Source organism: Prevotella sp. HMSC073D09 (assembly GCF_001814145.1).
GTDB lineage: Bacteria > Bacteroidota > Bacteroidia > Bacteroidales > Bacteroidaceae > Prevotella > Prevotella conceptionensis.
Genome location: NZ_KV815121.1, coordinates 57,173 through 71,051, shown reverse-complemented (window position 1 = coordinate 71,051; position 13,879 = coordinate 57,173). Strand labels below are relative to the sequence as shown.

Annotated in this window: 11 protein-coding genes and 1 tRNA gene; 1 reads left to right on the top strand and 11 read right to left on the bottom strand. The window is 41.7% G+C overall.

The genetic code is table 11. From position 1 onward, the window contains the following. Positions 1-2: 2 nt before the first annotated feature. The 10 genes from HMPREF2955_RS16900 to HMPREF2955_RS11145 form a co-directional block, all read right to left on the bottom strand. A complete protein-coding gene (locus tag HMPREF2955_RS16900; RefSeq protein WP_246830133.1) occupies positions 3-1,547 on the bottom strand; it encodes a hypothetical protein in 1,545 nt (514 codons plus the stop codon). 104 nt (positions 1,548-1,651) lie between these two features. After that, on the bottom strand, positions 1,652-5,212 hold the full coding sequence (locus HMPREF2955_RS11185) for a DEAD/DEAH box helicase (RefSeq protein ID WP_246830132.1): 3,561 nt from the start codon (positions 5,210-5,212) through the stop codon (positions 1,652-1,654). A 2-nt stretch (positions 5,213-5,214) separates the two neighbouring features. Then, the gene (locus tag HMPREF2955_RS11180) at positions 5,215-6,285 is read right to left on the bottom strand and encodes a DUF1848 domain-containing protein (protein WP_070723564.1); all 1,071 of its coding nucleotides are present in this window, start codon (positions 6,283-6,285) and stop codon (positions 5,215-5,217) included. Between the two features lie 694 nt (positions 6,286-6,979). Next, the gene (locus tag HMPREF2955_RS11175) at positions 6,980-7,336 is read right to left on the bottom strand and encodes a hypothetical protein (RefSeq protein ID WP_070723566.1); all 357 of its coding nucleotides are present in this window, start codon (positions 7,334-7,336) and stop codon (positions 6,980-6,982) included. 35 nt (positions 7,337-7,371) lie between these two features. Next, positions 7,372-7,935 (bottom strand): hypothetical protein, encoded by a 564-nt coding sequence (locus HMPREF2955_RS11170; RefSeq protein WP_070723563.1) that lies wholly within the window; start codon positions 7,933-7,935, stop codon positions 7,372-7,374. Between the two features lie 27 nt (positions 7,936-7,962). Further along, positions 7,963-10,146: an alpha-galactosidase gene (locus tag HMPREF2955_RS11165; protein ID WP_070723562.1), complete on the bottom strand. Its 2,184-nt coding sequence runs from the start codon at positions 10,144-10,146 to the stop codon at positions 7,963-7,965. Positions 10,147-10,359: 213 nt separating this feature from the next. Further along, entirely contained in the window at positions 10,360-10,779 is a 420-nt protein-coding gene (locus tag HMPREF2955_RS11160; RefSeq protein ID WP_139145549.1) for a hypothetical protein, read from the bottom strand. A gap of 112 nt (positions 10,780-10,891) precedes the next feature. After that, the gene (locus HMPREF2955_RS11155; protein WP_139145548.1) at positions 10,892-11,179 is read right to left on the bottom strand and encodes a hypothetical protein; all 288 of its coding nucleotides are present in this window, start codon (positions 11,177-11,179) and stop codon (positions 10,892-10,894) included. 193 nt (positions 11,180-11,372) lie between these two features. After that, positions 11,373-11,513 carry a transposase gene (locus HMPREF2955_RS16895; protein ID WP_371326390.1) on the bottom strand — a complete coding sequence of 47 codons (141 nt, stop codon included), beginning with the start codon at positions 11,511-11,513 and terminating at the stop codon, positions 11,373-11,375. A 295-nt stretch (positions 11,514-11,808) separates the two neighbouring features. Then, complete coding sequence (locus tag HMPREF2955_RS11145; protein WP_009230790.1) at positions 11,809-12,627, bottom strand: hypothetical protein; 819 nt, start codon at positions 12,625-12,627, stop codon at positions 11,809-11,811. Positions 12,628-13,076: 449 nt separating this feature from the next. On the opposite strand from HMPREF2955_RS11145, the gene HMPREF2955_RS11140 reads away from it, so the two are divergent. After that, positions 13,077-13,319: a hypothetical protein gene (locus tag HMPREF2955_RS11140; RefSeq protein WP_070723559.1), complete on the top strand. Its 243-nt coding sequence runs from the start codon at positions 13,077-13,079 to the stop codon at positions 13,317-13,319. Between the two features lie 327 nt (positions 13,320-13,646). Here HMPREF2955_RS11140 and HMPREF2955_RS11135 read toward each other — a convergent pair. Next, a tRNA-Gln gene (locus HMPREF2955_RS11135) sits at positions 13,647-13,717 on the bottom strand. Between the last annotated feature and the right edge of the window lie 162 nt (positions 13,718-13,879).

Genomic DNA, 13,879 nt, shown 5'->3' with positions numbered 1-13,879 from the left:
TCCTAAGAGGGAATTAACTGAATTACCCTATTTAAATATTTCTTCGTTATCTTATTAAAATTCTCTTCATGAATGAAAAGCATTATTGCATCTTTACCTTTATTCAGGATTTCTTCCTGAATGTAAGCATCATGTACTTTTGCACAAAGTTTTTCATTGAATACTTCTAGTACGTTCCACATGCCATATCCCATAGTTCCATAAAGTGACATAAAACCTTCTATATAACTGTTATAAGCTGTTGCTTTTAATGTTTCATTGTTTCCTACACCAAGGAATGTGATGCAATAAGTAAGTAACAACTGAAGTGCAGCATTTTCAGGATGAGCACGCAGGCAAAGCAATGTTGCACCATAGAGATGTTTGACATTGTCGACCTCGCTGCCAGAGCCATCTTCCGTCATGGCCCGTATATATTTCTCTACGACCTCAAAGCCATCCAGTCCCTGTTCGTCGGTGTCCTCCATAAGCGAATAGTGCCTATCACCAAACTTGTAGCCTTTGCGTGCATATTTAGAGTTGAAGTACAGGTGAATAAACTCCTTTAGCCAATCATCATTGCCACTTTTATATCGCTCGGTGATACTATCTTCGCAAGCAATACGCATATCATCAATGGCACGATAACGCTTCTTCTCCAAGTTAGTATAGACAAAAGCCGTCAGATACCCTAAACACTTATCGAGGTAGTTACGTCCTTTCTGATTGTCGATTTCAGCAACTTTCTTCTCAGCTTGCTCCGAAGAGTAATATTTCTTGAAGAAATCAAACATACACTGTTGGAACTCTTGGTCTGAACGATTACGGATTTTAAGCTCATAAGTTTCTGACAGATAGTCTATAGTAACGTCCTCCACCAGACCTATACAACAAAGTCGATAGATGGCCTTATCGGTATCATCTTTGTCTCGTTTCCGGCAAAAGAGAATCTTTAGTTTTTGATATGTAGCCTCGTCAGCATGATAACGTAACCATCTTGAATCGTTGGAACAGTTTGCAATCTGAGTAAGTAAATCGTTGAAGTTTCCTATCTTATTTAGTTGTAGTGGTCCATATCTGTTTTCATCTATGTTATTCCAGTTTTGTTTCTGAGCAATATTTGTAATTTCGGCTTTCAGCATTGTCTTGAAATCATCTGGGGATTGTTTTATTTGATTTTCCCATGAAACCGTTACATAGACATACCCATCTTTGTCAGCTTGAGACATTGCGCGGTAAATTCCTTCCGTTAGATTGTTTCCACCATCCAATGGTGTGAGAAGGCCTTTAGCAGAATGGTCTGAGTAAGTTTTCAGGATGTTAATAAGTGCATTTGTAATTTTCGAACAGATCTCATCTTCAAAGCCTATATAATTGTATGACGGACGCAACGTATCCAAGAAGATAAAGCCATATTGCTTTGCATTTTCTTCCTTTGAGAAGATAGTTATTGCATTCTTCAATTGATTCACTTTCAGGCAGATGTCGTCATTACCCATGATCTCACGTAACTTCCCTTGAATCTCAACGACATAAGTTGGCTTTATATTCAAAAGGCGATCAGTCATCTCATTAAGAATAGCTTTCTCCTTCAGTAAGCCTCTAAATGAATTATTATGGAACCATAGGTCGATACCTTTATCTACATTCTCAAGATAACCATTCCTGTGGATTATTTCGGTAATCTTTTGAGCTTGTTCATCCGTAGCCCCTTCTGCCTTACAAAAGTCAGTGAAATCATTGGACAGAATATACCGGTCATTATATTTTTCAAGCCAACGGGGTCATCCTTTCCCATATAGAAACGGATGTCATTAATTTTATCTATCGTCAGATGGATATATTCCGTAGGTTCGTAAAGAATATAAGAAATAGCATTTTTCTTGTCGCGCCCACCACGTCCAGCTTCTTGAACATAACTTTCTATGGATGAAGGGTGGTTTATGTTAATGGTAAAGCGAATGTTGGGTTTGTCAATACCCATACCAAAGGCCTTTGTGGCTACCATTACATTTATGTCATTATTATTGAATGATGACATATGACCAGAAGGTTGGTCACCACCCACGAAAGTACCTATCTGCAAGTAATCTTTTTTTGATCTAAGTACTGCTGAGATACCTTCTCGAGTTCCCCAGTCATTATTGTTCACTCCAAAGGTTCCTTTGGCATGGGGGCAGAAAATGATTCCTGCATAAGGGTATTTGTTTTCTTCGTCGGAGGTATAGAAGCACTCTTTTTCGAAATTTTCCAGCGCACATTTCGAGTTGTGTATGTTCTTTTCTTCGAGTTGCGAAGGTATTGAATCGAGAAGCAGAGACATCTCTTCTATCTTAGCTTTCGCTATGACATCTTTCATGTCCCACTCATCAACACCCGCTTTCAGCAAATAAGGCTGTTCAGACTCTTTTAACGAATCAAAGTCTGCTTTTACCTCTATGACACGATAGGCCAATTCAGGACGCGTATCATTTTCTGGGCGGACAACAGCTTCGCTGTCAATTGTTAGATTACCACCTAAAGTAAGTTCCCGTTCAACGTCGGCTAACACGTCAAAAGAGGCCGTTGCCGTAAGTCCGATGATAGATAACGGACGTTTGGACTTCGTATGCATGAAGTTAATCATATTTCTTCCCAAATGAAGATAGGATGTGCGGAAGTCATGTCCCCACTCTGAGACACAATGCACCTCGTCTATGATACCATAAGAGAAATATACATGATTCTTCTTGGTCATAGAAACTAGACTTTCTCGGAAGTTTGGCATCATAAATCGCTCAGGAGATAGTAACATAAACAGTACTGCTCCCCTCTGCAACATATTCAGCTTGTCGGCTTTTTCCATACTACTCATGCTACTATTAACGCATTCGCAGACATCAATTCTAATACTGCGCAATCCCCTAACTTGATCAAGCATCAATGACATTAATGGGTCTACTACAATTGATACGCCAGGTTGTAATATGCATGAAATCTGATAGGTTAGTGATTTTCCACCACCAGTAGGAAGTAGTCCGATAGTTGTTCTATCTCCCAAGGAATGACTAATAATAGGCAACTGTCCTGGCCGGAATGAAGGCTTACGGAATATGTCATGTAGGAAATAAGACAGAACCTTTTCACGCTCCGGTATATTAACATATTTACCCGTAGTATCTTTGACCACCAACGGCGGATATTGAATGCTCTCTGCAGAACAGATGGTTCTATGTCTCTTTTGGTAGTGAGAAGAACGAACTATATAAACAGCATCAGCTTTGATATTAAGTGGAAGGGCATCGATGTTATCACGCAATAACATAGAGATATCCACGCAAACATCAAAATGCCTGTGTGGTATCTCTAGATTAACTTTCTGCTCTAAGTGTAAGGGTGAATCGGCAAATTCAGCTGTAGAAACAACGCTAAGATTAATTTTGGGCAAAGGATTACTTTTCCCTGATAGAGAATAGATGTTCTTTATCTTTTCTTGTAGAACCTCTACGGCTATCGCCGCACAAGGCACGTCGCGTTCTACAACTGCAACATTCCACTCAGTAGCGTTTTTCTTAAGACATCCTGCCATTAAAGTTTCTATTAGGACTCGTTCAAGTCTTGCTATTGCCAATGGGCTAAGCACAATCTGGAGTGTATCTTTCCACGCCCCAGACAATTCTTTTCTGCTATTCTTTTCTAATATCTGCAGATACTGATTAGCTGATTCCTTTTCTCTCCAGTTGTGTAGAAAAGAGATGTCCTTTAACACCTTTATGTGGTATGTATACCATCCTTGTTCTGTGGAACTACTATCCCGTTGTTCATCACGATGTCGTTGAAAGATATTACTATGATAGACCTTTGCATCTTTCTCTATTATAAAGCCTGTACGAGACTCGCCGTATGGTATATTCATGGCAAAGTCCACGCGTTGTTCTTTATGAAAGTTTCTGTCAGGAATTTCTATAATTGTAGAAAGAGGGCGCAGGGGTTCAAGAACCTGTATCAAATACTCATTTTTGCAATCCTTTAAGGTCTGTTCTATGAAGCTTTTTTCAAAGCTACTTTCCAACATATCTCCATTATAGTATTCAATATTAAAACGTGGGTCTACAATGTGTAATGCTTCATAGATTTGTTGAGCAGGAATAGAATGTTTTGAATCATAATTGAGATTTGCTCCTTCTACAGGTTTTTCTGAAACACCAAACAAGTCTGAGAACGTATCTTCTAAAAAGATAGGAGCTTTCGTTGGAAGACCACGAGAAATAATGTTTGCAAGTACGGCAAACTGGGCATCGAATTTATCATACACTCCCAACTGAATATTTGATTTTACATCAAAAACGGATAATGCACGATAAAGACTCTCTGCTTCATTAGAATATTCAAAATCTTGATATTCTTCAGCTACCGAATCCAAAACATAACCAGCAAAGAACTGATCTTGTTTGTGGGACTCCTCAATACGTTTTCTAATATCCCTAATAGCCTCTACACGTTCGAAAGCCTTATCAAATATGCGCAAAGAGATTGTCCATTGATTTAACCATTCTCCTTTATCCTTGTCCATTATTGCAAACATCTCGTCAGGATCAGTTGCAGCAATGAACTCGCCAATCCGTCGTGAATTTGAATAATATGGACCTATACAGATGAAAGTATTGGCTGCATTAAACGATTTTTGAAAAAGATAGATGAATTTAGCCAAGTCAAAGCCTTCTACATCCAAGATATTACTGAATAAATGGATTTTTCTATAATTAGATTTTTCAAAATCGTCCACACATAAACTATCAAAATCTTTCGTGATAGTTCTAACAGTATAATTAGGATTAATACAAGCAACAACTTCAGAAGCACGTTTAACTGCTGCTTTAGATGGCTCTATAAGATTAATGTTCAATAACTTTGGTGTAATCTTATGGGAAGATAGAAAATCTAAAAGACATATAGTTGCTGTACCTTGCCCACAACCCCAGTCATAGATTTCAAACTCTTCTGTTAGTAATTGCGCAAAATTGGGTATAGCATCAAATGCGGCTTCAAGCTTAGCTTTGTGCATCTTCCCAAAGCTATGCAAATACATATTCAAGTGGTTCTCATCGTCCAATACCCCTTTACCCCTATCCAAGTCATGGTGTAGCTTGTCGCGTTCAGCTCGATTCGCCGGGAGAAGAGATTCCGCAGTATCTCTCATTCCAATGAATGATAAATTCCCTTTTTCCTTAAACAATCGTATAAAGTCAGACATAATTATTTACCTGTAATTGTATCGGCGTTTCTGTTCTGTTGATGTCGCTTCCAGTTTTCTATAGCGAGTTTTTGGGTCGTATTTGCATAACAATATTCACAAAGATGTGGACAAGTATTATACTCACCAATATCCTTTGCAGCCATGCAACCGCATAAAGCCCTTTGACCAGGATCTTTTTTATGGGCGCTAATAAAGTATTGGTTATTAGGAAGGCATATGGCGCCTTCTGGAAGCAAAACTCCTGCGTCGTCAAACAAGGAGGGTGAAGGCATTGGCTTAACCTTTACCTTCATAAAATTCATAAGTTTCTTATCATCCCATGCTAACCGAGTTATGAGATCAGCATCAATACAACGATTATGGAGAATACCATATCTTTCAATATCAATCTTTTCGCTACAAGTAGCAAGCTGATAATTCCAGCCACGCTCAATATTCATTTGTGAGAGTTTTGCTGCAAACTCCAGCATTTGCTCCTCAGTCCACTCATGATAGGGAACACCGCTTTTCTCTAAGTTATATTTCACTTTTTTGTAGGTTGCGATATCTGCATACGAGAACACAAGCTTCTCTGTATAACCTTTTAAGGCATCACCAATATTTTTTACTTTATCGAGCAAGTTTCCTATGGAAATATCATCTGTTAAAATCATAGGGTCAAATCTCCAAATAACACTTCCAAGTCCTAGTTCTTTAACTAACAACTTAAATGTTTCAATACGCTTGGAGAGAGGGGGGACTTTCTCTAACTGATTACCTTCATAATCATTCAAAGTATATTGAACATAACATTTGATGTTTTTGCATTTTAGAACGCTTAAGTATGGGAGAAGTGGGCGTGGGTTCTTCGACCAGAATACAATGAATCGTGTGTTGATATATGAAACATACGATTTAACACCATTAAAAGGATTTGTCCATGCGGAGAACCCCTTCTCTAATCGGTCGAAAAACCAATCTGCATAGAATGCCGGAATGTCAGTACTTCTGCTTGCAGATATGATAATGGGTGCCTGTGCTTTCACAGTTTTTCCATCAATTATAATATCAGTATATTCCCAAGTTGCCATTTCTAATCTTTATATCAGCATTCTTTTTCTATTCTCGATGGATATGCTTTTTCCAAGCACATTATCTGTTTTTTAATCTTTTTAAATTCTTTTTTGAAGTAAAAAATAGCAGTATTGGTAATTGTTAGTTGGAGTTATGATTAGTGCTCTGCTGTTTTCTGTCAAAATAATGGCTTTGATAAGGTGGAATATGAAAACGTCCTACAACTCCATTATAAATTACCCTGTAATTATGATTTGTTCGCAGAACTTATATATCTATCCGTACAAAGGTACATAATACTTTTCTAATAAAGAAAGATTCAGGGTCGTTTTTTATATTGAAGGCATCGTGGCTTTCTCCTCATTATATACTTACAGGAAACATGTTTACAACTAGTAGAGAATGCACTGAGTAGCCTCTAACAGCCCATCTTCGGGACATAATTACATTATGTCACAGAGAAATGGAGTAGGATTTAATTGTCGTTGTAAGTTTGTCCAGCACTTCGTACGTGAGATGTTCATTTATATTGCTTTTCGCATCACAAGGCTAATACCACTCTCAATTATAGCAGTCTTAAAAGTCAAGACGACTTCGTTGAATATCATTCCATTTCTTTCTTACAATTTGGTTTGCCACCAAGGTTTTTAACGTAACCATTAGCTGAATATTGTCTGCAAGTGCCGTTAGTGCGCCTTAAAATTATAAGTGCTAACGCTTATTGTCACGATGTTCTTGTACATTGATGTCGTTGGATTGTTTGCAACATTTCTTCAAGTCTTGGAGTAAATCATCGCGCAAACAAATGGCAACCTTACAGCCTGTGTCGCCTGTGTTGTAGATTAACCGCATCAGTTCGGCGTCTAAGTGTTCAAACTCGGCTATTTCAGACATGATGCAATAGGCCAAATCGTTTGGCAACTTGCCCAGCAATTCTTTCACGATAGGCCCAACATCCGTTTGCTCAACGTCGAGACGTATGGCTATATTGCTTGAAGTTTCCCACGTTTTGCTTAGCTTTTCAAAATCGCAAAACACATTTTCCTTATTTATATGTAGTGTTCTCATTTGAAATGTGATAGCGTCTTGTTTGTATTTAGGTGCTAGCATTCAACTTTAAGTTGCATGATTTTTTGCTTGAATTTGTTGAGTTCAATCAAGTCAAAACCGCTGTCCATGTGGTGTATCACCCTTAACAGTTGCTTTTGAACTGCGAGTTCTTGAGAAATAAATGCGTCTGAGTTGCTCATCCTTTTGTTACTTAACGCAATTATATCTGCTGTTTCAATAAGTTTTATTGCGCAGTAACCAATGTACTTCGCATCGTTCTCCTTGATGAAGTCAAGACAATACGCCAGTGCTATTGCTGCATTCTGTGCCAAAACCGCCTCGTTTATTCCATCCTCATCCGTGTCTGGTATTATTTGTTCTACCAACTTTATGTCATCACAACTAACACGTGTTTCAATTTGATTAAACAGTTCTAGGGTGCAATTAAATAGAACCTTATCTGTTAATTGACTTATAGGGACAAAACGAGAACGCTTGTCGAGGCTTATAAGGTAGCTTTCGAGAAAGCTTTCCATCCTTATCACACAACTGATGCCAAACAGCAATTGCTTGTTTGGCGATAGTGCTAATATGCTGTCCTCAATAGTCTTTTCCATCACTTACAACTATTTGGCGATGCACTTTCACTCTTTTACCAATTCGATAATGCGGCTATCGAGCTGGTTTCCGCCCAAAACTTTAAGCCCAACCTTGTGTAGGTAGTCGCCCGTAAAGCACTTGTTGTGGAAAGACAGATGGCTTTCTTGCCCTGGCATGAGGCAAATTTCGCGCACGCGATAAGTGGCGGCGGGGTCTAAACCTTGTAAACGGGTGTTGATGATGGTTTCGTTATACCGCGGATGCAGGTCGTAGGCAAAGAGTAGGGCATGCGTTTTCTCGTCGTTTACGCGCATCAGGGCGCAATGATTGGTTTCGTAAGGCGATACCAAGCGATAAAGATTGGGGGCGAAAATGATGGGTTTAAGTCGGTTATACTCCTTTATCGCCATCTGGCAATAAGCCAAATCGTTTGGCGAAAGATGTTTCAGGTCGAGGTCGAAACCCAACTTACAAGAGAAATCGACATCTAAACGGAACTTCACAGAGGCCGTCTTGTTCCAGTCGGTAACGTGCGAACACATGGCCTTTGCAGGCATAAAGTGCGAGAAAGCCCACTGAATGTAGATGCGCTCAACGGGGTCGGTGTTGTCTGAACACCAAAACTCGGTGAAATACTTCAAGGCCTCGAAGTCGCAACGGGCGCCTCCGCCCGAACAAAGCATCATGTAAAGCTTGGGATATTTGGCTTGAACACGTTGCAAAACGGCGTAAAGTCCGCGTACATAGTCAACGTATAGGTTGCCTTGTCGTGCTTTAAGGTTGGGCGAAAAGATATTGGTGATGGGGCTATTGCAATCCCATTTCATGAATTTGATGTTGGGATTTTCTTTCATTAACCCGTCTATCACGCCGAAAACAAAGTCTTGCACTTCGGGGTTTGTTAGGTCTAGCACCAGCTGATGGCGGAAAAGATAAGTCTCGCGGTCGGGCAAACGCAATATCCAATGTGGTTTGTTGCGTGCCAGTTCGCTTTCGGGGTTCACCATTTCGGGTTCAATCCAGATGCCAAAGTCCACGCCTTGCTCGTTCGCCCCTTTCACTAAGGCCGGTATTCCGCCAGGTAATTTGGCGCGATTAGCCTGCCAATCGCCCAGCCCTGCTTTGTCGTCGTTGCGCGGATAGCGGTTGCCAAACCATCCATCGTCTAGCAAAAAGAGGTCTACCCCTAGGCTTTTGGCCTGTCCAAAGAGGTTGTTCAGTTTCTGTTCGTCGAAGTCGAAGTAGGTGTTTTCCCAATTGTTAAGCAGCGTCATGCGGTCTTCTTGCGCCATATATAACCTGTGGTTCAAGGCCCAACGCTGAAAGTTGCGGCTGCCTTGCCCAGTTCCTTGGGTGCTTAGTGTGAAGATAAACTCAGGCGTGCGAAAGGTTTTGCCGCGGTCGAGCGTATAGGTTGAGGCGTCGGGATTGATGCCTGCCAATATGCGCAGCTGGTTGTTGTGGTCTACTTCGAATGTAAAACGAAAGTTCCCCGTCCAACCGATGGTGCCCATTAGCACCTTACCGTGGTTCTCGGCAACGGGCGAACCCAGTCCCACTTCAAAGAAAGGATAAGCCAACATGGCTGCTCTGGTGCCCAAACGGGTGTCTATCGTTTTGCGTCCGAAGTTCAATTGGGTTTGGCTCATCTGCATTTCGCGCGCCCAATCGCCGCTAAACTCGGTTAGATAATACGTGGGTTCTTCAAAGTAAAGCATGGCCGAGGCATATCGGCCGAGGCTTATGGGCTTGTTTTCGCCGTGGCTAATCTCCGCCCATTGGCAGATAACGTCTTCCTTAGCGTAGGCCAAATAGTGCAGATTAACGTTTAATGGGTACTTCTCGTCGCGCAGTTTCACAACGGTTTCGGTGGCTCCGTTGCGCGCGGTTTGCGTATGCGACACGTATTTAAGCACCGAAGTGGGGTTACCGTTGTTGTGGGTAAGTTGCAGTGCAGGTTCAAAATAGTCTTCTGTTCCCATAACGGGGTAGGCCTCAGAGCCTGCCCACATGGGCGAAGTTTGATTGGCGCGCGGCATAAAAAGCTGGTCGAGGGGCGTTGCATCGCTTAGTTTTTCGCCTAGATAAGCTTGGTAGAGCCGCCCGTTCGGTTTCACTTCCAGCACCAGTTGTACGTTATTGGTGTGTATCGAAATCATGTTCTTGGCGTAGGCTGCCACGCCGACGAGCATCAATATGGCCAATACGAGGAGTTTGAGGAGTTTCATTTGTTGCGTTTAGGATGTTTAGCGTTTATGAATTGTTGGTGTTTTGAACCGATGTTTTTTATTATAACGGATTGTTGTTCGAAGGCGAAACGTGGCCAATTTCTTGCGATAGGCTGTTGTTCTGCACCGCTCTTGCTGGCGCAAAGGTAGCTGTTTTATTTCAACTACAAACAAAAGTTGATTGGAGTTTGATTGGAAAAGAAAGCCCACGCACTATTGATGCGGCGTACCTTCCCTTTTTGTAATTTCCGAATATAGGCGGCCAATCCTTACTGCTTGCATTGGGGCGAACGCTTTTTCGTCGCATGCACGATTGATGCTGTCGCATAAGTCGTCTACCTTTTTATCTAGTTTAGAAAAGGCAAGTTGGGTTTCTGCATCCTGTTTGCGCGCCAGTTTCTTGTTTAGCGCCTCTAACTGGATATAGCTGTCTTCAAAATCGTCTAACAATTTATCCCATTTTGCAACGTTTGCAGCAGAAACAGTGTTGCACAAGACATACACATCGGCATAGGCTTCCTTTAAGTCAGAGGCGTTTACGGTTGCTATCTTAAAGGTGGCGGCATCTTTCGGCAGGTTGTCTTCAACAATCATGTCGAACGAAACCCAATACTCGCCGTTCTTGGTCATCATCTCTTTAAGCTTTGCATCGTCTTTATAGCTGTTTCCTATTGAGGAAAACTTGGCAATAGGTTGGCCTTGCTTGTCGCAAACGTCAAGGGAAAGGGGACCGTTGGTGTAGTCTTTAAATGTTTCGTCGTTGGGGGTTGCCTTTGCCGTTAGACCTTATCTTGACCGCGATGGTGGCGTAGCGAAGTAGTTTCTGGGTATAGTTTAAGCGGTATTCGCCTTCAACTACTTCGAGCACAGCAGACAACGAACCATCTATTTTAACCGTAGTTGGTTTAAGCATAACGCTTGCATTGAACGTCTCTTCTTGCTCGTTGGCGGCGCGGTTGCTCGGGTTGCTGCTGCAAGACGTTAGGTAATGAACTGCGATGAGGGCAGTAAAGATAACAAGAATTCTTTTCATAATCATACTTTTCTATCATAGGGGGTTGTCATTAGAAAGCGAAACGTGGCCTAACTTCTAGCCCAGGGCCGATTTTAGCCTTTGTCTCGTTAGCGCAAAGGTAGTTATTTTTTATCTCAACCACAAGCCATTGTCATCCTGTTTGATAGAAAAACGCAACACGCTAAGTGGCTCGGCGGAAGATAAGTGGGGGCTATGTATATATATTTGAAAGCCTAAACATGAAGAACTTTATAGCCGCAACTCCTCTCAAAGTCGCCCTGAAAGCCTTTATCTCTGCATTGAAAGATTCGGCGAATGCGTTTGTTGCCCTGCTCACAAAGCAGTTGAGCATCCCCATCGTAATGTCCGTATAAGGTTGCTGCAATTATGTTGATGCTCTTGAATATAGAGTTGGCAACCTTGTTGTACCACCAGGGCCAAGGCAAGGTCGTTGTTTAGCCAGTTGTAATCTAGTGGAGTGGGTGTAATCTTGGTGCCGTCGGGAGCTGTTGGCCTTTTATAGCAGTTGGCAAAACGCCCAACATAATCGCCCATAGCATCCTTTACGGTCAGGTTTTCGACCGTGGTTTTGGCCTGCACTATGGTGCCACAGGCGCACCAAGTGCGGGCACGACTAATCCCTAATCTTAGTGAAAGCCACCCTCTTCGATGCTCTTCGCCTTCATGTGTATGCCGCCCAACCTCACCATTTGCATTGGGGCGAGCGCATGGGCTTTAACAGCAGAGTCTATTTGTGCCCACATTCGCTCTTTCTTACCATTCAATTTGCTGCGTTCAGAATCAAGTTGAGTAGGGTTAAGTTCATCCGTTTGCTTGTTCATGGCCAGCTCTTTGAGATAGGTTGTTTCAAGTTCGTCTATCAATTTATCCCATTTTTCAACCTGCTCCATCGAACTGGTGTTGCAATTGAGGCGAAATTTATCCTTCAAATCCTGGTTTGCATACGTAACATCATAACCAATGGTAAAGCCATCAATGTTCTTGGCCAGGTCGCTGGGTATCATTCCGACAAACGAGATGCACACCTCCCCACCCTTTTTCAAGGCTTCTTTCAGCTTAGCGTCGTCTTTATAGCTGCTTGCCAAAGGCACAACATCCGCAAGAATCTTACCGTATTGATTGCAAAAGTAAAGATACAAGGGGCCGTTGACAAAGTCGGTTAAGGCAGAACTGCTTACATCGTCATTACCCTTACACTTAAACTTAACATCCATCACGATGTAGTTAAGCAGTTTTTTGGTAAAATGCAGACAATAATCTGCATCAACCACTCTGAGCGAAACATCGTCTTTACTCTTAACATCAAGGCGTTTAGGACTGAGCACCACCACCGTATCACTACCTTTTTCACCACGCCCACAAGTGCACTTGCCCTCATTCTTAGCGCACGATGACACCAACAGCACCGCCACAAGGGCCATCAAAACAACAAAATATCGTTTCATATTTAAATAATTATACTACAATTACCTGAGAAACAGGCGAACAAACAGCCCCACTTAGGCCCACAATGCAGAGCATAAAGGCCATTAAGGAAAGTGCACAAAGTTAGTTATTTTATTTTACTTACATTGCATTAACGCCCCTATTTCTTTTATCTAGAAATCAAATAGTCGATGGTAAGTGTTAAATTTCTTGCTTTTCTTTACAAAACACACTCCTGCAGACTCACCCTTCTAGAAGAAATCGCACCCCAAAAGCATAGAAAACGCACCGCTAAAACCAGTTTTTGACCTTGACCGTGCACCACACGACATGCCATTTGCTATGTTTTAGCCCTATTTTGTCTTCCCAAATGCGACGCAAACCCAAAAAATCATCGCTCCGAAAAGCATAAAAATGCGCAAAAAACAACACTTTTTGTTCTGCCATATGCACCATTTAGGTGTGCAAAATGCAGCAAAACGCAGTGCATTTAGCACCAAAACGCAAGGCATTTAGCACCAAAACGCAGTGCGAAATGCACCACTTAGCACCACTAAAAGCTATAAAATGCCATGAAAAAAGCGAAATACGGGAGAAAAAGAGCGATAAAACGGAAAAACAAACCATAAAACAAGGCGCAACTAACGATAATTGGCACAAACCTCAAAAACAACTCGCCACCTTAAGAAAAAATGCATATAAACGGCACTAAATACGTAAAAGCAGCCCAAAAGCGCACTATAAACGCGCAAGCCGCAGACAATCAGCCACTTACGAATTATCGAAATACGCGCAAAAAACAGCACCGCTGGCAGGTTGGTGAGTAGAACAGGCACTCATAATGTTAAAAAACAGTGCAAAATCTTTACAAAACGGCGTTCTTAATGCCCTCACTCGCGCTTTCATCTCTGGCCTAAACCACTGGCAACCCAACAAAGCGCGCCATAACTTTGACCTTGTCACCGCCCCACCATCCACATTTCACCGAGTTACAAACACAAAAAAGAGGCTCTCCCTTTCGAAAGAACCTCTTCTAAGGTTGTCCCAGATGGACTCGAACCACCGCTGACAGAACCAAAAACTGTAGTGCTACCATTACACCATGGGACAATTAACGGGTGCAAAGGTACTTGTTTTCGGGCATGCCACCAAATTTTAACCCAACTTTTTTATGCTTGATGGGCAAAAAATGTGGAGAAGAAGGGGCGAAAAGGACTTTTAAAGGCGAAAAAGTGAATAGGTGAAAAGGTGAAAAGGTGAAAAGATGGCTGC

Excerpts from the sequence above, each read along its gene's own strand:
- HMPREF2955_RS16900 (WP_246830133.1), bottom strand. The coding sequence starts at position 1,547 with ATGACTGATCGCCTTTTGAATATAAAGCCAACTTATGTCGTTGAGATT.
- HMPREF2955_RS11185 (WP_246830132.1), bottom strand. The coding sequence starts at position 5,212 with ATGTCTGACTTTATACGATTGTTTAAGGAAAAAGGGAATTTATCATTC.
- HMPREF2955_RS11180 (WP_070723564.1), bottom strand. The coding sequence starts at position 6,285 with ATGGCAACTTGGGAATATACTGATATTATAATTGATGGAAAAACTGTG.
- HMPREF2955_RS11175 (WP_070723566.1), bottom strand. The coding sequence starts at position 7,336 with ATGAGAACACTACATATAAATAAGGAAAATGTGTTTTGCGATTTTGAA.
- HMPREF2955_RS11170 (WP_070723563.1), bottom strand. The coding sequence starts at position 7,935 with ATGGAAAAGACTATTGAGGACAGCATATTAGCACTATCGCCAAACAAG.
- HMPREF2955_RS11165 (WP_070723562.1), bottom strand. The coding sequence starts at position 10,146 with ATGAAACTCCTCAAACTCCTCGTATTGGCCATATTGATGCTCGTCGGC.
- HMPREF2955_RS11160 (WP_139145549.1), bottom strand. The coding sequence starts at position 10,779 with ATGATGACCAAGAACGGCGAGTATTGGGTTTCGTTCGACATGATTGTT.
- HMPREF2955_RS11155 (WP_139145548.1), bottom strand. The coding sequence starts at position 11,179 with ATGAAAAGAATTCTTGTTATCTTTACTGCCCTCATCGCAGTTCATTAC.
- HMPREF2955_RS16895 (WP_371326390.1), bottom strand. The coding sequence starts at position 11,513 with ATGCTCAACTGCTTTGTGAGCAGGGCAACAAACGCATTCGCCGAATCT.
- HMPREF2955_RS11145 (WP_009230790.1), bottom strand. The coding sequence starts at position 12,627 with ATGAAACGATATTTTGTTGTTTTGATGGCCCTTGTGGCGGTGCTGTTG.
- HMPREF2955_RS11140 (WP_070723559.1), top strand. The coding sequence starts at position 13,077 with ATGCAGCAAAACGCAGTGCATTTAGCACCAAAACGCAAGGCATTTAGC.